The 16,768-nt window shown below is 66.6% G+C and carries 16 protein-coding genes; 10 read left to right on the forward strand and 6 right to left on the reverse strand.

The features are described 5' to 3' along the window. Positions 1 to 31 precede the first annotated feature (31 nt). On the reverse strand, positions 32 to 1,141 hold the full coding sequence (locus FQV39_RS23570; RefSeq protein WP_149132512.1) for an aminotransferase class I/II-fold pyridoxal phosphate-dependent enzyme: 1,110 nt from the start codon (positions 1,139 to 1,141) through the stop codon (positions 32 to 34). A 373-nt stretch (positions 1,142 to 1,514) separates the two neighbouring features. Between FQV39_RS23570 and FQV39_RS23575 the strand changes: the two genes are divergently transcribed. Then, on the forward strand, positions 1,515 to 1,808 hold the full coding sequence (locus tag FQV39_RS23575; RefSeq protein ID WP_149132513.1) for a hypothetical protein: 294 nt from the start codon (positions 1,515 to 1,517) through the stop codon (positions 1,806 to 1,808). Positions 1,809 to 1,865: 57 nt separating this feature from the next. Here FQV39_RS23575 and FQV39_RS23580 read toward each other — a convergent pair whose 3' ends face one another. From FQV39_RS23580 to FQV39_RS23600, 5 genes are all read right to left on the reverse strand, one after another. Beyond that, on the reverse strand, positions 1,866 to 2,714 hold the full coding sequence (locus tag FQV39_RS23580) for a transporter substrate-binding domain-containing protein (protein ID WP_149132514.1): 849 nt from the start codon (positions 2,712 to 2,714) through the stop codon (positions 1,866 to 1,868). 46 nt (positions 2,715 to 2,760) lie between these two features. Beyond that, on the reverse strand, positions 2,761 to 3,534 hold the full coding sequence (locus FQV39_RS23585) for an ABC transporter ATP-binding protein (protein WP_149132515.1): 774 nt from the start codon (positions 3,532 to 3,534) through the stop codon (positions 2,761 to 2,763). Then, positions 3,531 to 4,256 carry an ABC transporter permease gene (locus FQV39_RS23590; RefSeq protein WP_149132516.1) on the reverse strand — a complete coding sequence of 242 codons (726 nt, stop codon included), beginning with the start codon at positions 4,254 to 4,256 and terminating at the stop codon, positions 3,531 to 3,533. Before FQV39_RS23590 ends, FQV39_RS23585 begins: the two co-directional genes overlap by 4 nt. Continuing rightward, positions 4,256 to 4,975 carry an ABC transporter permease gene (locus FQV39_RS23595; protein WP_149132517.1) on the reverse strand — a complete coding sequence of 240 codons (720 nt, stop codon included), beginning with the start codon at positions 4,973 to 4,975 and terminating at the stop codon, positions 4,256 to 4,258. Before FQV39_RS23595 ends, FQV39_RS23590 begins: the two co-directional genes overlap by 1 nt. A 162-nt stretch (positions 4,976 to 5,137) precedes the next feature. Further along, positions 5,138 to 6,559 (reverse strand): amidohydrolase, encoded by a 1,422-nt coding sequence (locus tag FQV39_RS23600; RefSeq protein ID WP_149132518.1) that lies wholly within the window; start codon positions 6,557 to 6,559, stop codon positions 5,138 to 5,140. 255 nt (positions 6,560 to 6,814) lie between these two features. Here FQV39_RS23600 and FQV39_RS33295 point away from each other — a divergent pair, with 255 nt between their 5' ends. From FQV39_RS33295 to FQV39_RS23640, 9 genes are all read left to right on the forward strand, one after another. Then, the gene (locus FQV39_RS33295) at positions 6,815 to 6,970 is read left to right on the forward strand and encodes a hypothetical protein (RefSeq protein ID WP_187640034.1); all 156 of its coding nucleotides are present in this window, start codon (positions 6,815 to 6,817) and stop codon (positions 6,968 to 6,970) included. Positions 6,971 to 6,981: 11 nt separating this feature from the next. Continuing rightward, a complete protein-coding gene (locus FQV39_RS23605) occupies positions 6,982 to 7,071 on the forward strand; it encodes a K(+)-transporting ATPase subunit F (RefSeq protein ID WP_149132519.1) in 90 nt (29 codons plus the stop codon). Positions 7,072 to 7,104: 33 nt separating this feature from the next. After that, complete coding sequence (gene kdpA, locus FQV39_RS23610; RefSeq protein ID WP_149132520.1) at positions 7,105 to 8,808, forward strand: potassium-transporting ATPase subunit KdpA; 1,704 nt, start codon at positions 7,105 to 7,107, stop codon at positions 8,806 to 8,808. Between the two features lie 166 nt (positions 8,809 to 8,974). After that, positions 8,975 to 11,026: a potassium-transporting ATPase subunit KdpB gene (kdpB, locus tag FQV39_RS23615; RefSeq protein WP_149132521.1), complete on the forward strand. Its 2,052-nt coding sequence runs from the start codon at positions 8,975 to 8,977 to the stop codon at positions 11,024 to 11,026. A gap of 13 nt (positions 11,027 to 11,039) precedes the next feature. Further along, entirely contained in the window at positions 11,040 to 11,645 is a 606-nt protein-coding gene (locus tag FQV39_RS23620) for a K(+)-transporting ATPase subunit C (RefSeq protein ID WP_149132522.1), read from the forward strand. A 230-nt stretch (positions 11,646 to 11,875) separates the two neighbouring features. Further along, positions 11,876 to 14,578 carry a sensor histidine kinase gene (locus FQV39_RS23625; RefSeq protein ID WP_149132523.1) on the forward strand — a complete coding sequence of 901 codons (2,703 nt, stop codon included), beginning with the start codon at positions 11,876 to 11,878 and terminating at the stop codon, positions 14,576 to 14,578. After that, entirely contained in the window at positions 14,575 to 15,267 is a 693-nt protein-coding gene (locus FQV39_RS23630) for a response regulator transcription factor (RefSeq protein WP_149132524.1), read from the forward strand. Before FQV39_RS23625 ends, FQV39_RS23630 begins: the two co-directional genes overlap by 4 nt. Before the next feature lie 5 nt (positions 15,268 to 15,272). Continuing rightward, a complete protein-coding gene (locus FQV39_RS23635) occupies positions 15,273 to 15,719 on the forward strand; it encodes a PTS sugar transporter subunit IIA (protein ID WP_149132525.1) in 447 nt (148 codons plus the stop codon). A 355-nt stretch (positions 15,720 to 16,074) separates the two neighbouring features. Beyond that, on the forward strand, positions 16,075 to 16,602 hold the full coding sequence (locus tag FQV39_RS23640) for an invasion associated locus B family protein (RefSeq protein ID WP_248313117.1): 528 nt from the start codon (positions 16,075 to 16,077) through the stop codon (positions 16,600 to 16,602). The last annotated feature ends 166 nt before the right edge of the window (positions 16,603 to 16,768 follow it).

Raw genomic sequence — 16,768 nt, forward strand, 5'->3', positions numbered from 1 at the left:
TGACGGCGTGGGTGAAGGCGAGGCTCTTTGCTCAGCCCTTCAGCCGCGCCAGAAACCGGTCCATGCGCGCCAGCCCTTCCCGCAGCGTCTCGGTCGGCACGCCGATGCCGATGCGGATATGGCTCTCGATGCCGAACCAGCTTCCGGCGACGACGAAGACGCTCTCCTCCTCGCGCAGCTTCTGCGAGAAGACCTCGGAGGGCATGTCGAGCGGATAGCGCAGGAAGGCCATCCCGCCGGCCTGTGGCCGCCGCCAGGACCAGTCATTATGCTGCGCCATCCATTGCGCAACAAGGTCGGCATTGCTGCGCAGCAAATCCCGACCGCGTGCGAGCAGGCGGCCGCGCGTCTCGGGGCGCATTACCTCGGCCGCGAGGATCTGGCTGAGGATGCCGCTGCCGATGGTGGTGTAGTCCTGCCGCTCGGCCGCGGCCGCGACGATCGCGGGCGGAGCGACGATCCAGCCGAGGCGCAGGCCGGGGCAGGCGAAGGATTTCGACAGGCTGCTGGTGACGACGACCTTGGGATAGCTGCCCCAGAGCGTCTCCGTCTCTGCGCCCTCAATCTCGCCGCCGCGATAGATTTCGTCGACCATAAGCCAGGCGTCGTTGCGCTTCGCCGTTTCGACGAGCGCGGCGCGGCTCGCAGGCGCGAGCACGCTGCCGGTCGGGTTGGCCGGGTTGGTGACGGCGATGGCCTTGGCACCGGCCGCAACGCGGGCAAGATGTTCGGGATCGATCTGCCAGTCGCTTTCGCCGGAGAGTTCCAGCCGGCGGATGTCGAAGCCGAGCGCCCGGCCGAGGCCGTCGATCTGCATGAAGTTCGGCAGGGCGAAGACGAGCGCGTCGCCGGGCTCGAACAGCGCCATCAGCGCGATCATCGTCGCCTCGGAGGAGCCGTTGGTCACCAGCACATTGGCGGCCGTAGCGCCCGGATACCAGGAGGCGATGTTGGCGCGCAGGTCCGGCCGGCCGTCGGTCCAGCCATAGCCGAGCGGCTGCCTGAGCAGATCGCGCGCGGCTTGCTCGCCCAGAATATCCTCGATCGCCCAGGGGTGAACACCGCTCTCGGTCAGGTTGATCTCGACGTCGTTCTCGAAGAGCGTCTGGTTCCGCTCCATCTGGAAAATGTCGAACTTCACGAGAGCCTCCGGCAACGCGACATCGGTCCCTGCCGTCGCTGGGCAGGGCGGGTGCCCGATCTGTGAGCCTGGGCGGCTGGCGGGTCAAGTTTAATTTGGACAATCAGTCCAAATTGGACTGATTGTTTATTTGTCTCGTGTTGCAGCGCCTGTCAGCGATCGGCGCGCCACCACAGCCCGTAGCAGAACGTCGAGCATCGGGTTCGCGTTCCTCGCGCGTGCAGGGTTCGTTGTTGTTGTTGTGGGGGAATGCCGTTCTTGCAGGGGGGCGAAGGTCATCGCCGACGGCGCATCACAGCAGGTGTTCAGGGCGTGGCCGCAATTCCGCCTGGCTTGCCGGGAACCTCGCCGTCCCTATATCCGTTGCCCGGCCATGTTCGAATCGATGATGCTTACCCCGAATTTCCGCTTTCCCGGTGTCTTGAATTCCCAGGAGCTTCTCGTCGCAGAAGCCGCGCAGGCCAGAGCCTGGGCTGCGCTGGACTATGATGCGCGAACGGATGCGGAGCTTGAAGTGGAAGCGCGGGATCGTCTTGGACGCATCATCCTGCAACAGATGTCGCGTGGGTCTGATTCGATTTCCGACCTCGCTGCGGCGGCCGTCGCCGAGTTCAAAGCGACCAAGCCGGCGATGCGCGTCGAGATCACCGGCCGGCAGGGCGGCTGACACTGCGCGTAAAAAGCTGCGCAGCCGCTATCGGACGGCCGCGCAGGATGAGATGCCTCAGCGCACCGTGACGTCGAAGCCGAAATACTTCTCGCTCAGGGTCTTGATCGTGTCGTCGGCATTGGCCTCGGCGATCGCCTTGTCGAACTTCGCCTTCAGCTCGGTGTCGCTCTTGCGCAGGCCGATGGCGCTGCCCTTGCCGACGATGCCGCCCTGGAAGCGCGGGCCGACGACGACCATGTCCTCGTTGCCGACCTTCTTGGCGGCAGTCGAGAGGTAGGCCATCGAAGCCATGATCAGGTCGACGCGGCCGGCGGCGAGGTCGAGGTCATGCTGCTCGGTGGTCTTGTACTCGCGGATCTCGACGACGCCCTTCAGATACTTCTCGAGGAAGGCGCCGTTGATGGTCGAGGTCTGCACGCCGATGATCTTGCCCTTGAGCAGCGGCTTCAGCTTCTCGATCTCGGCGAGTGCGCCGGCCTCGTCGGCAGCCAGGTGGAAGATCTTGCCGGTGTCCGGCAGATCGGCGAGCGGGCTGCCCTTGATGACGGCGAAGGTCTGGCCGGTCGAGCCGTAGGGGTTCGAGAAGAGGATCGCCTCCTCGCGCTTCGGGGTGACCGACATGCCGGCCATGATCGCGTCGAACTTGCCGGCGTTGAGGGCCGGGATCATGCCGTCGAAGGCCTGGGCCTCGATCGAGCAGTCGAGATTGGCGCGCTTGCACAGGTCCTTGTAGAGGTCGATCTCGAAGCCGGCGAGGGTGCCGTTGGCCTCGGTCCAGTTCCACGGGCGGAAGGCGCCTTCGGTGGCGATCCGCACCTTCTGCGGCGCCTGGGCGAGAACGGGCGCGGTGAATGCGGCGGCGCCGAGCGCGGCGAGCGCAAACAGCTTTGCGATGGTCTTCATGGTTCTTCCCTGATGGAGCGGCCGGTTGCGGCGCGCTGGTTGAAGCTTAACCCGCCAGGAACTGGCGGAAGCGTTCGGATCGGCTGGCGGTGAAGACCTGCTGCGGCGGGCCTTCCTCCTCGATGACGCCCTTGTGCAGGAATACGACCTTGCTGGAGACGTCGCGGGCGAAGCCCATCTCATGCGTCACGACCAGCATGGTGCGGCCCTCTTCGGCGAGGGAGCGCATCACGCGCAGGACTTCGCCGACGAGCTCCGGATCGAGCGCCGAGGTCGGCTCGTCGAAGAGCATGACCTTCGGGCGCTGGGCGAGCGCGCGGGCGATGGCGGCGCGCTGCTGCTGGCCGCCGGAGAGATGCGCCGGATAGTGATTGCGCTTGTCGGCGATGCCGACGCGGGCGAGCAGCGCCTCGGCTTCGGCGATGCATTCGGCGCGCGGGCGACCCTGCACATGGATCGGCGCCTCGATGACGTTTTCCAGCACGGTCATGTGCGACCAGAGATTGAAGTTCTGGAAGACCATGCCGAGCTCGGTGCGGATGCGGTCGACCTGGCGCGGATCGGCCGGCTTGGTGCCGTTCGGCGTCTGCTGCAGGCGGATCGTCTCGCCCGCGACCGTGACGTCACCTGAGTCCGGCACCTCCAGCATGTTGATGCAGCGGAGCATGGTCGACTTGCCCGAGCCGGAGGAGCCGAGGATCGAGACGACGTCGCCCTCGCGGGCTTCGAGCGAGATGCCCTTGAGGACTTCGAGCGAGCCGAAGGTCTTGCGCAGATTGGCCAGCGAGACCGCGACGGGGCGTTCGGGGGCGGCGCTCATGCGGAAGCTCCGGATGTCAGGGTCGCGGGCGCGCCGGGGGCCGGGCGCAGATGCGGCGTCAGCCGGTATTCGGCGTATTGGACGAGCCGCGTCACGACGAAGTTGATGACGAGGTAGATCGCGCCGGCCACGATGAAGACCTCGATGGCGCGGTAGGTCTCCGAGATCAGCTTGGCGGCGAGCCCGGTGATCTCCATCAGCGTGATGATCGAGGCGAGCGAGGTCGCCTTGATCATCAGGATCAATTCGTTGCCGTAGCCGGGCAGGGCCTGGCGGATGGCGAGCGGCAGCACGATGCGGCGGAACAGCAGCAGGCGCGTCATGCCGGCGGCGCGGGCCGCCTCGATCTGCCCGGCCGGCACGGCCTGCAGGCCACCGCGGAAGATTTCGCTGGCATAGGCGGCAGTGTTGAGCGAGAGCGCCAGCAGCGCGCACCAATAGGGATCACGCAGGAGGGGCCAGGCGAAGCTCATGCGGACTTCGCGGAACTGGCTCAGCCCGTAATAGATGATGAAGATCTGCACGAGCAGCGGCGTCGAGCGGAAGATGAAGACGTAGAAGCGCGCGAACCACTCCAGCGGCGCGATACCGGACATGCGCAGCAGGGCGAGCAGCAGCGCCAGCACCGAGCCACAGGCAACGGAAGCGAGCGCGAGCTTCAGCGTCAGCGGGATGCCGGCGATCAGAGTCAGCAGCGTCTCATACATGAAGGCGAAATCCATCACGCCCTCCTGAGGCCGCGCGTGAGGCACTGTTCCGCCGTGCGCAGGCCCCAGCCCGACACCGAGGAGATGACGAGGTAGAGGATCGCGGCGATGAAGAAGAAGGTGAAGGGCTGGCGGGTGGAGCCGGCGCCGATCTGGGCCTGGCGCAGGATCTCGACCAGGCCGGTGACGGAGATCAGCGCGGTTTCCTTCAGCACGAGCTGCCAGACATTGCCGAGACCGGGCAGCGCGTAGCGCAGCACCAGCGGGGCGATGATGCGCCTGAGTCTCAGAAACGGGCGCATGCCGCAGGCGACGGCAGCCTCGATCTCGCCGCGCAAGACGGCGCGATAGGCGCCGCGGAAGACCTCGGTGTGATAGGCGCCTGAGACGACGCCGATGGCGAGCGCGCCGGCGAGGAAGCCGGGCAGGCTGATGAAGCCGGTCGCGCCGATGAGCCGGCCGAGCGGGGTCAGCACCGCGCTCGATCCGAAATAGAAGAGGTAGATGACCAGAAGATCGGGGATGCCGCGCAGCACGGTGGTGTAGCCGTCGGCGAGCCGGCGCGTGACCGGGCCGCCGGAGAGCTTGGCCCAGGCGCCGAGCGCGCCGATGACGGCGCCGAGGGCAAAGCCGCAGATCGCGACGGCGATCGTCATGCCAGCGGCGGCCAGCAGCGCGGGGCCCCAGCCATTGGCACCGAAGCCGATGATCTCGAAGAAGCCAGGCTGGTTCATCGACCCCTACTTTCGGCAAAAAGAAATCCGCCGGATGGGAGGGGCATGAAGCCCCGCCCAGCCGAGCGGCGTGACGACGCGCTTGATTCCCGCAGCGGAGCGAATGCGCAAGTCACCGAGCGGGTTTGCTCACATGCATCGCGCGCTCCGCCGGGAGGAGCGTCAATGTGCCGCCATGTCGAGCGGCGGCTCGACATCGTCGGTGATCGGGTTGGCGAAGGGATTCCTGGCGCGGAAGGCCGCGAACTCATCCTTCGCCGCCTTGAGCAAAGCGGGGTCGTTCAATACGTCGGCGGCGACGCCCGCCATGGCCTTGGCGGCGAGCGCCAGACCCTTATGGGCCGCAGGCGCGAGGCCCTGCGCCACCAGCTGCCAGGAATGGCCGGGCGTGCCGACGGCATAGCAGGCGGTGCGGCACTGCACGGTCGGCACGACCCAGCTTACCGTGCCGACATCAGTCGAGCCGACCGAGGTGTCGCTGCCGGCGCCGAGCGGATAGATCTCGTCGCTCAGCGCCTCGCCCTCCTTCGGCGCCAGGCCGAAGCGGGCATAGGACGAGACGATATCCTCGTTGCTCAGCGTCTTCTGGAACTTGGCGGCGAAGGCGTGGTCGGCGGCGTCGAAGCCGGGACCGCCCAGCGCCTCGAGATTGGCCTGCATCGCCTGCTCGAGCGGGCGGTTGCCGACGAGGTTGGCGTCACCCGAAAGCTGCTTGATGGCGACGGTCGTCTCGCTCATCAGCGCGGCGCCCTCGGCGATCTTCTTCACACGGGCGACGAGGTCCCACATCTCACTGAGCGTGGCGGCGCGGATCAGCTGGCGCGTGGTCGCCGTGGCCTGGACGACGTTGGGCGCAATGCCACCGGCATTGATGATGGCGTAGTGGACGCGCGCCGTCGAAGGCATGTGCTCGCGCATGTAGTTGACGCCGATATGCATCAGCTCGACGGCGTCGAGCGCGGAGCGGCCGAGATGCGGCGCTGCGGCGGCGTGCGAGGCGCGGCCGCTGAAGGTGAACTCGATCTCGACGCAGGCCAACGAGAAGGGCCGGTTGACGCCATTGAACGAGGCCGGGTGCCAGCACAGCGCGATATCGACATCATCGAAGGCGCCGGCACGGACCATGAAGCCCTTGGCCGAACCGCCTTCCTCCGCCGGGCAGCCATAGTAGCGCACGCGGCCCTTGATGCCGTTGGCGGCGAGGTAGTCCTTCACCGCGGTGGCGGCAAGGAGCGAGGCCGAGCCCAGCATGTTGTGGCCGCAGCCATGGCCGTTGCCGCCCTTCTCGACCGGGGTCTCGCTCGCGACGCCGGCTTCCTGGCTCAGGCCCGGCAACGCGTCGAATTCGCCCATGATGGCGATGACCGGACCGTCCTCGCCGGCTTCGCCGACCACGGCCGTGGGCAGGCCGGCGACGCCGGTGGTGACGCGGAAGCCCTCGCGCTCCAGCATGGCCTGATGTTCGGCGGCAGAGCGAACCTCCTGATAGTTCAGCTCGGGCATGTGCCAGACACGATCGGAAAGCTCGAAGTAGGCAGGCGCCTTCTCGTCGACGCGCCGCCAGACATCCTTGCTGTTGCTCATGGGAAAGCTCCTCCTGCGCGGGCCTTATTGCCCAATTTCGCGCCAGCTTCTGGCATGGCGCACGGGCGGCTCACAAGCGATCCGGCGACGGGGTTTCCCTGCGTTTTCGGCAGGGCCGGCGGCTTCTGGTGGCGCCGTCGTTCGAAATTCGCGCGGGGCAGTGGCCGAAGAATTCCTATAAAATCTTTATTTCCGCGCCCGCCTCCTTCTCTCGAACGGCTATGGCCTCGGCGCGATATTGGCCCCGAACGGCCGGTGCCACCCCAATGGAGCCGGTGCTCGCTGCCGGGCGTCCGGTCCGGCAGCCTCGACCATCGGGGTTATTCGATGATGGATACCATCGTACTCGCCATCGGGCTCGTCTTCTTCGGGCTCTCCTTCGCCTATGTCGCCGCTTGCGACGCGCTCTAGGGGAGGCCGGGATGCTTCTGGACCATGTCCTGGGCGGAGCGGTGACGCTGTTCCTGCTCGCCTACCTCACCTACGCGCTGATCCGCCCCGAGCGGTTCTGACGGCGGCAGCCCCTCAGATTCGGAACCTCATCCATGACCCTCAACGGATGGATCCAGATCCTGCTCTACTGCGGGATCATCGTCGCCCTGGTCAGGCCGCTCGGCGGCTACATGACGCGTGTCTTCGCGGGCGAGCGGACATTGCTCTCTCCGGTGCTGTACCCGGTCGAGCGGCTGCTCTACGGCGCCGCCGGCACGCATGAGAAGGAGGAGCAGCACTGGACAGCTTACGTCGCGGCAATGCTGCTGTTCAATCTCGCCGGCTTCCTCATGCTCTATGCGGTGCAGCGGCTGCAGGGCGTCCTGCCCTTCAACCCGGCGGAGATGGGCGCGGTGCCGGCCGACCTCGCCTTCAACACGTCTGCGAGCTTCGTCGCCAACACCAACTGGCAGAACTATGCCGGCGAAAGCACGATGTCCCACTTCACCCAGATGGCGGGACTTGCCGTGCAGAACTTCGTCTCGGCGGCGACGGGCATCGCCATCGCGGTCGCGGTGATCCGCGCCTTTGCGCGCCGTTCGGCCCGGACGATCGGCAATTTCTGGGCCGATCTCGTGCGAGCGACGCTCTATGTCCTGCTGCCGATCTGCGTGATCGGGACGCTCGTCCTCGTCTGGCAGGGCGTGCCGCAGAATCTCAATCCCTATACCGTCGCCACGACGCTCGAAGGCGCGCAGCAGACGATCGCGCAGGGGCCGGTCGCCTCGCAGATGATGATCAAGCATCTCGGCACCAATGGCGGCGGCTTCTTCAACGCCAATGCGGCGCATCCCTTCGAGAACCCGACGGCCTTCACCAACCTGGTCCACATGGTCGCGATCTTCGCGATCGGCGCCGCCCTGACCAATGTCTTCGGCCGCATGGTCGGCAACGAGAAGCAGGGCTGGGCGATCCTCGCCGTGATGGGGCTCTTGTTCATCGCCGGCGTCGTCATCTGCTACTGGGCCGAGGCCGCCGGCAATCCACTGGTCCAGGCGCTCGGCCTCGACGGCGGCAACATGGAAGGCAAGGAGGCGCGCTTCGGCATCACGCTCTCGGCGCTGTTCGCGGTCGTCACCACGGCCGCGTCCTGCGGCGCGGTCAACGCGATGCATGACAGCCTGATGCCGCTCGGCGGGCTGATCCCGCTGATCAACATGATGCTCGGCGAGATCATCGTGGGCGGCGTCGGCGCCGGCTTCTACGGCATCATTCTCTTCGTCGTCATCGCGGTCTTCGTTGCCGGGCTGATGGTCGGGCGCACGCCGGAATATCTCGGCAAGAAGATCGAGGCGAAGGAGGTCAAGATGGCGATGCTCGCCGTGCTCTGCCTGCCGCTCGCCATGCTCGGCTTCACCGCCGTCGCCGTCGTGCTGCCGGATGCCGTCGCCTCGATCGCCAATGCCGGCCCGCACGGCTTCTCCGAGGTGCTCTACGCCTATACCTCGGCGGCGGCGAACAATGGCTCGGCCTTCGCAGGGCTCTCCGGCAACACGGTCTGGTACAACCTGACGATCGGCGTGGCCATGCTGATGGGGCGCTTCCTCGTCATCATCCCGGCGCTGGCACTGGCCGGCTCGATCGCGGCCAAGAAGACCGTGCCGGAATCGGCCGGCACCTTCCCGACCCACGGGCTGCTTTTCATCGGCCTGCTCACCGGCGTGATCGTCATCGTCGGCGGCCTGACCTTTTTCCCGGCGCTCGCGCTCGGCCCGATCGTCGAGCACCTGGCGATGCTGGCCGGGCAGAGCTTCTGAGGACAAGTGCCATGCCACCGAAACCGGGCCTCGCCCTTCCACCCTCATCTGCGGAGCGACGATCGCGGTCCTGCTGATCGCCATCGTCTTCCACACCCTTTCTTTCCTGCTTGCGGCGGTCTGACCCGAAAGGGTCCCGCCCACAGGCCACGACGGAGCCTTCGTCATGAGTCATCCCAGGTCCGGCAGCATCCTCGATGCCCGCATTCTCGTCCCGGCGCTCGGCGGCGCCTTCCGCAAGCTCGATCCGCGCAGCCTTGCCAAGAACCCGGTGATGTTCGTCGTCGCCGTCGTCTCGGCGCTGACCACGATCCTGCTGCTGCGCGACTCGCTCGCCGGCGCGGCCCATCTCGGTTTCTCCTTCCAGATCGTGCTCTGGCTCTGGTTCACGGTGCTGTTCGCCAATTTCGCCGAAGCCGTCGCCGAGGGGCGCGGCAAGGCGCAGGCGGATTCGCTGCGCCGGACGCGTGCGGAAACCCAGGCCAAGCTGCTCAGCGGCGCGGACCGCAGCAAGTACACGCTGGTGCCGGGCCCAAGCCTCAAGCTCAATGACGTCGTGCTGGTCGAGGCCGGCGACATTATCCCGTCCGACGGCGAGGTGATCGAGGGCATCGCCTCGGTCAACGAGGCGGCGATCACCGGCGAGTCTGCGCCAGTCATCCGCGAATCCGGCGGCGACCGCTCGGCCGTCACCGGCGGCACGCAGGTGCTGTCGGACTGGATCCGGGTGCGCATCACGGCGACGGCGGGCTCGACCTTCATCGACCGCATGATCGCATTGGTCGAGGGCGCCGAGCGGCAGAAGACGCCGAACGAGATCGCGCTCAACATCCTGCTTGCCGGCATGACACTGATCTTCGTGCTGGCGACGGCGACGATTCCGAGCTTCGCCAGCTATGCCGGCGGCGCGATCCCGGTCATCGTCCTCGTTGCGCTGTTCGTGACGCTGATCCCGACCACCATCGGCGCGCTGCTCTCGGCCATCGGCATCGCCGGGATGGACCGGCTGGTGCGCTTCAACGTGCTCGCCATGTCCGGTCGCGCCGTCGAGGCGGCTGGTGATGTCGATACGCTGCTGCTCGACAAGACCGGCACGATCACGCTCGGTAACCGGCAGGCGACGGCCTTCAAGCCGGTCCGGGGTGTCAGCGAGCTTGATCTCGCCGATGCTGCGCAGCTCGCCTCGCTTGCCGATGAGACGCCGGAGGGCCGCTCCATCGTCGTGCTCGCCAAGGAGCAGCACGGCATCCGGGCGCGCGATCTCGTCGGGCTCAACGCTCATTTCGTGCCCTTCACCGCGCAGAGCCGGATGAGTGGTGTCGATCATGACGGCTCCAGCATCCGCAAGGGTGCCGTCGATGCGGTGCTCGCCCATGTCCGCGCTACCGGCGGCGAGGCCGAGGCGGCGCGCGAGGTGCAGAGCATCGCCGAGGAGATCGCCAAGACGGGTGGCACGCCGCTCGCCGTGGCGCGCGACGGCAAGCTGCTCGGCGTCATCCAGCTCAAGGACATCGTCAAGGGCGGCATCCGCGAGCGCTTCGCGGAGCTGCGCCGCATGGGCATCCGCACGGTGATGATCACCGGCGACAACCCGATGACCGCTGCCGCCATCGCGGCCGAGGCCGGCGTCGACGACTTCCTCGCCCAGGCCACGCCCGAGAACAAGCTCACGCTGATCCGCGAGGAGCAGGGCAAGGGCAAGCTCGTCGCGATGTGCGGCGACGGCACCAACGATGCGCCGGCTCTGGCCCAGGCCGATGTCGGCGTCGCCATGAACACCGGCACGGTGGCGGCGCGCGAGGCCGGCAACATGGTCGACCTCGACAGTGACCCGACCAAGCTCATCGAGATCGTCGAGATCGGCAAGCAACTGCTGATGACGCGCGGCGCGCTGACGACCTTCTCGATCGCCAACGACATCGCGAAGTATTTCGCGATCATCCCGGCGATGTTCATCGCCTTCTATCCGCAGCTCGGCGCGCTGAACTTCATGCAGCTCGCCACGCCGCAGAGCGCGATCCTCTCCGCGATCATCTTCAATGCGCTGATCATCGTTGCGCTGATTCCGCTCGCGTTGCGTGGCGTGAAGTATCGGCCGGTCGGTGCAGGCGCGCTGCTCTCGCGCAACCTGCTGGTCTACGGCGTGGGCGGCATCATCGTCCCGTTCATCGGCATCAAGGCAATCGACATGGCCGTCACGGCCGTCGGCCTGATCTGAAGGATCTGAACCCATGTTGAAGCAAATTCGTCCCGCGATCGTGATGATCGTCGCGCTCACCGCCATCACCGGCCTCGCCTATCCGCTGGCGATGACCGGGCTCGCCCAGGCGCTGTTCCCGCGCCAGGCAAATGGCAGCCTGGTCGAGAAGGACGGCAAGGTGATCGGTTCCGAGCTGATCGGCCAGTCTTTCACCGGCGAGCGCTATTTCCATGGCCGGCCTTCGGCGACGGTCGGCACCGACCCGAACGACAGCAGCAAGACCGTCAATGCGCCCTACAATGCCGCGGGCTCCGGCGGGTCCAATCTCGGCCCGACCAACCCGAAACTGGTCGAGCGCATCAAGGGTGACTTCGCCACTTTGAAGGAAGAGAACCCGAAGGCGGCCGTGCCGATGGATCTGGTGACGACCTCGGGCAGCGGGCTCGATCCGCATGTCTCGCCGGAGGCGGCCTATTTTCAGGTGCCGCGCGTCGCCAAGGCGCGGGGCCTGAGCGAGGCTGATCTGCGCAGCCTCGTCGCGAGCCATGTCGAGGAGCGGCAGTTCGGTCTCCTCGGTGAGCCCGTCGTCAACGTGCTGAAGCTCAACCTCGCGCTCGATGCGATGACCGTGAAATGACGCTGGAGGAGGCTGCGTTTTGATGGAAGAGCGTCGTCATTCCGGACAAGCGGCGTAAGCCGCGCCGATCCGGAATCCATCGTAGGGCTGAGTGCTTTACGATGGATTCCGGGTCTCCGCTGCGCTGCGCCCGGAATGACGGCGCGTTTCCTTCGAAAAACAACCTGCTCTAAGAATGCGGCGAGCGGAACGGGTCTGCCGCCACACAGTTCAAGGACCGAATTCCAGCCATGCCGGACGAGCTTCGTACCGAGCCGCCAAGACCGTCGCCGGATGCGCTGCTGGAGCAGCTCCGCGGCGAGACGCGCGGCAGGCTGAAGATCTTCCTCGGCGCCGCCCCCGGCGTCGGCAAGACCTATGAAATGCTGCTCGCGGGCCGGGCGCGCCGCGCCGAAGGCGTCGACGTCGTCATCGGCGTCGTCGAGACGCATGGCCGACGCGAAACGCAGGCCCTGATCGAAGGCTGCGAGGTGGTTCCGCGGGCGCAGGTAGCCTATCGCGGCCAGAGCGTCGATGAGATGGATCTCGACGCGGTGCTGGCGCGGCGGCCGGAACTCGTTCTCGTCGACGAGCTCGCCCACACCAACGCCCCGGGCAGCCGCCACCCGAAGCGCTATCTCGATGTGCTCGAGCTGATCGAGCGCGGCATCGACGTCTACACTACGCTCAACATCCAGCATGTCGAGAGCCTGAATGACGTCGTGGCGCAGATCACCCGCATCCGCGTGCGCGAGACGGTGCCGGATTCCATCATCGACCGGGCCGACGCGATCGAGATCATCGACCTCACGCCCGAGGACCTGATCAAGCGGCTCAACGAAGGCAAGGTCTATCTGCCGGAGACGGCCAAGCGGGCCGTCTCGAACTATTTCTCGCCGGGCAACCTGACGGCGCTACGGGAGCTTGCGCTGCGGCGCACGGCGCAGCGCGTCGACGAGCAGCTGCTCAGCCATATGCAGGCGCACGCGATCGCCGGCCCCTGGGCGGCCGGCGACCGGCTGATCGTCTGCATCGACGGCAGCCCGCGCGCCGCCTCGCTGGTACGCCATGCCCGACGTCTTGCGGAAAAGCTGAAGGCGTCATGGACGGCGCTGCATATCGAGGCGCCTGGGCGTGCGCTGCCTTCGGAGGCGGAGAAAGATCGGCTTTCCGTCGCAATGCGGCTCGCGGAGCAACTCGGCGGCGAGGCGGTGATCCTGCCGGGCGAGACGGTGCCGGACGAGGTGCTGCGCTATGCCGCCTCGAAGAATGTCAGCCATATCGTCATCGGCTCGTCGAGCGCTGCGCGCTGGCGGGAATTGCTCGTCGGTTCGGTGGCGCAGGCGCTGATCCGCGACGCTGGCGACATCAGCATCCATGTGATCCCGAGTCAGGAGACCAGCACGGGGGAGGGGCGCATCGCCACGACCACCGACGGGCGTCGCTTCGAGCCAGGTGCCTATCTGGCTGGTCTGGCCTTCGTTGCCGTGGCGGTAGGGCTCGGCATGTTGCTGCATCTCGTGCTCGATGTGCGCAACATCGCGCTCGTCTTCCTGATGGCGGTGCTGGCCTCGGCGGTGACGGCCGGGCTCTGGCCGGCGCTGTTCACCTCCGTGATCGGGGCGCTGGCCTTCAACTTCTTTTTCCTGCCGCCGCTCTACACGCTGGTCATCGGCGATCCCGAAAGCGTGCTCGCCTTCTTCTTCTTCCTGCTGGTCGCTCTGATCGCCAGCAATCTTACGGCCCGGGTCCAGCGTCAGGCTGCGGCGGCACGCCAGCGGGCGCGGACCACCGAGGACCTCTACCTGTTCTCGCGCAAGCTCGCCGGGACAGGCACGCTCGACGACGTGCTCTGGGCGAGTGCTTACCAGATCGCGGCGATGCTGCGCGTGCGCGTCGTCATCCTGCTGCCGGAGGAGGGCAGCATCGCGGTCCGGGCCGGCTATCCGCCCGACGATACGCTCGACGATGCCGATATCGCGGCGGCGCACTGGGCCTGGGAGCATGATCGCCCGGCGGGGCGCGGCGCCGACACGCTGCCGGGCGCGAAGCGGCTCTATCTGCCGCTGCGGACCGGGCGCGGCGCCATCGGCGTGATCGGGCTCGATTCCGACCGGCCCGGCGCCCTGCTGACGCCCGAGCAGCAACGCTTGTTCGACGCGCTGGCCGACCAGGCTGCGATCGCGATCGAGCGCGTCCAGCTCGCGGCGGATGTCGACAAGGCGAAGCTCGCGGCGGAGGCGGACCGGCTGCGCTCTGCACTGCTGACCTCGATCTCGCATGATCTCAAGACGCCGCTCGCCGGGATCATGGGTGCGGCCGGCACGCTGCGCGACTACGGCAAGGCGATTCCCGAGGCGGATCGATCCGAGCTTCTGGGGACGGTCGTCGAGGAATCCGAACGGCTCAACCGCTTCATCGCCAACCTGCTCGACATGACGCGGATCGAGGCCGGAGCAATGGAGCCGAACTATGCCCTGCTGGACGTCGGCGACGTCGTCGGCGCAGCGCTGCGGCGCGCGCAGGGCATTACGCGCGGCCATATGATCGACCTGTCGCTGGCGCCCAACCTGCCGATGCTGCGGCTCGACCCCGTGCTGTTCGACCAGGTGCTGTTCAACCTCGTTGACAACGCCGCGAAATACGCGCCGGCGGGCACAACGATCGGCGTCCATGCACGCGCGGTCGGCGATGCCGTGGTTCTGGACATCCTCGACGAGGGGCCGGGTCTGCCGCCGGCCGATCTCGAACGGATCTTCGACAGCTTCTACAGGGTCGGGAAGGGCGATCAGATCCGCGCCGGCACCGGGCTTGGCCTTGCGATCTGCCGCGGCTTCGTCGAGGCGATGGGTGGGACGATCACGGCCGCCAACCGCAGCGATCGACAGGGCGCGATGTTCACGATCCGCATGCCGATCCCGCCCGAAGCTCACCAGATGAAGGTATTGCCATGACCACGATGGCCGTCCGGGTGCTCGTCGTCGATGACGAGCCGCCGATCCGCAAACTGCTGCGGGTCGGGCTTGGAACCGAGGGCTACACGATCAGCGAGGCCGGCAACGCCAGGGACGCGATCGCGCGGATCGATGCCGAGGAGCCCGATCTGGTGCTGCTCGATCTCGGCCTGCCTGACATGACGGGCCAAGAGCTGCTGCGCCTCTGGCGCAGCGAGGGGCGCACGCTGCCCATCGTCATCCTGTCGAGCCGCACCGACGAGGCCGGGATCGTCCAGGCGCTGGAGGCGGGCGCCGACGACTACGTCACCAAGCCATTCGGCATGCGCGAACTGGCGGCGCGGCTGCGCGTGGCACTGCGCCACAAGCTGCATCAGCAGGGCGAGAAGCCGGTCTTCCGTACCGGCGAGCTCTCGGTCGATCTGGTCCGCCGCATCGTGCAGGTCGGCGGCACCGAGGTGAAGCTGTCGCCCAAGGAATACGACATCCTGCGCGCGCTGGTGCAGCATGCCGGCAAGGTGCTGACGCATCGGCACCTGCTGAAGGAGGTCTGGGGCGGCAATGAGGATGTGCAATATCTGCGCGTCTATATCCGGCAACTGCGCCAGAAGATCGAGCCGATCCCCGAGCAGCCCCACTACATCACGACCGAGCCTGGCGTCGGCTACAGGTTGCGCGAGAGCGACTGACCACAATGGATGTTTCCGAACTGATCACCCCCGGCGCCGTGCTGACGGGGGTCAAGCCGACATCGAAGGAACAGTGCCTTGATCTGCTCGCCCGCCATGCGGCCGGGGGCACCGGGATAGCGGCCGATATTATCGCTGCGGCGTTGAAGCGACGGGAAGCGCTGGGCTCGACCGGGATCGGCAGCGGTATCGCCATGCCGCATGCGCCGCTTGCGGGCCTCTCCGCGCCCTTCGGCCTGCTGGCCCATTTGGCCAAGCCGGTCCAGTTCGATGCGGTCGATGGCGAACCGGTCGATATCGTCTGCCTGATCCTGACGCCGGAGGCCGGACAGGGCCAGCATCTCAACGCGCTCGCTTGTGTCGCCCGGTGTCTCCAACGTCAGGAGGTTCGCGAGGCGATCCGTCGGGGGCGCCGTCCGCAAGATGTTCATGCCGCGCTCTGCAAGAGCTGAGAGGCGACGATCGCAGTGGCAATGGGCGGCTGCTGCGCGAATGTTTTCCAGATTGAAATGATTCAATTGCGAGATTTGATTTGAATGCATGAAATCAAAGCGGCGTTATTGGAGTTTTTAGGTGTATTTGCTCTTTCTCTCGCTAGAGCTTTCTGCAATATCGCTGCCGATATCTTCATCTGACTATAGTGCCATGCCCCGCCACTCTCTTCGATACGTTTCCCTCGCCGCCCTTGTTCTAGCGGTCGGCTCCCTTGCCGCCGCCCCCGCGCTCCGGGCTCAGGAAGAACCGGCTGCTCAGCCGGCACCCGCAGCCCCGCAGCAGCGTCAGGCTCCCCGCCCGGCTCCCAAGCCGTTGGCGAAGCCGTCCCAGCCCGTTGCGCAGAACCAGGCTGCTCCGAACGTCAGTCAACCTGCCGCCCAGTCCGCGACGCTGCCGAACGGCGCAAGCGCGATCAACGAGACCTATGGCGACTGGACGGTCGATTGCCGCATCGCCAATGGCCAGCGGCTCTGTGTCCTCCTTCAGTCGCAGGGCAACAGCCAGACCGGGCAGCGCGTCTTCGCCATCGAGTTGCGGACCCCTAAGGACGGGCGCGCCGAGGGCACGATCCTGTTCCCGTTCGGCATGAAGCTGGAGAACGGCGCCGTCCTGCGGCTCGACGACAAGGATCTGGGGCAGGGCCTGCGCTTCTCGACCTGCATGGCGCAGGGCTGCCTGCTGCCGATCTCCTTCCCGACAGTTGCGACCGACGCGATGAAGACCGGCAAGAGTTTGACGGTCGCGGCGCTCAACCTGTCGACTAACGAGCCGGTACCCTTCAACGTATCCCTGACCGGCTTCGCCGCTGCCTTCGAGCGCATCGCGCAGATCGACAGGTAGCCGGCAATCCGGGCGGCGCGGCGACGGGACGGTTTGGTGATTTCCGCCGGCCTGGTGTGCTGCAGTAGCGGAAGTCGCTAAAGTGGCTTAGCTGGACACAGAAATTTGGCTCGTTCTGCCAGTACTTCCGTGCATGATCGGCAGCACTGGGAGTTCGGGCCAAAAC

It is taken from the genome of Bosea sp. F3-2 (genome assembly GCF_008253865.1).
Lineage (GTDB): Bacteria > Pseudomonadota > Alphaproteobacteria > Rhizobiales > Beijerinckiaceae > Allobosea.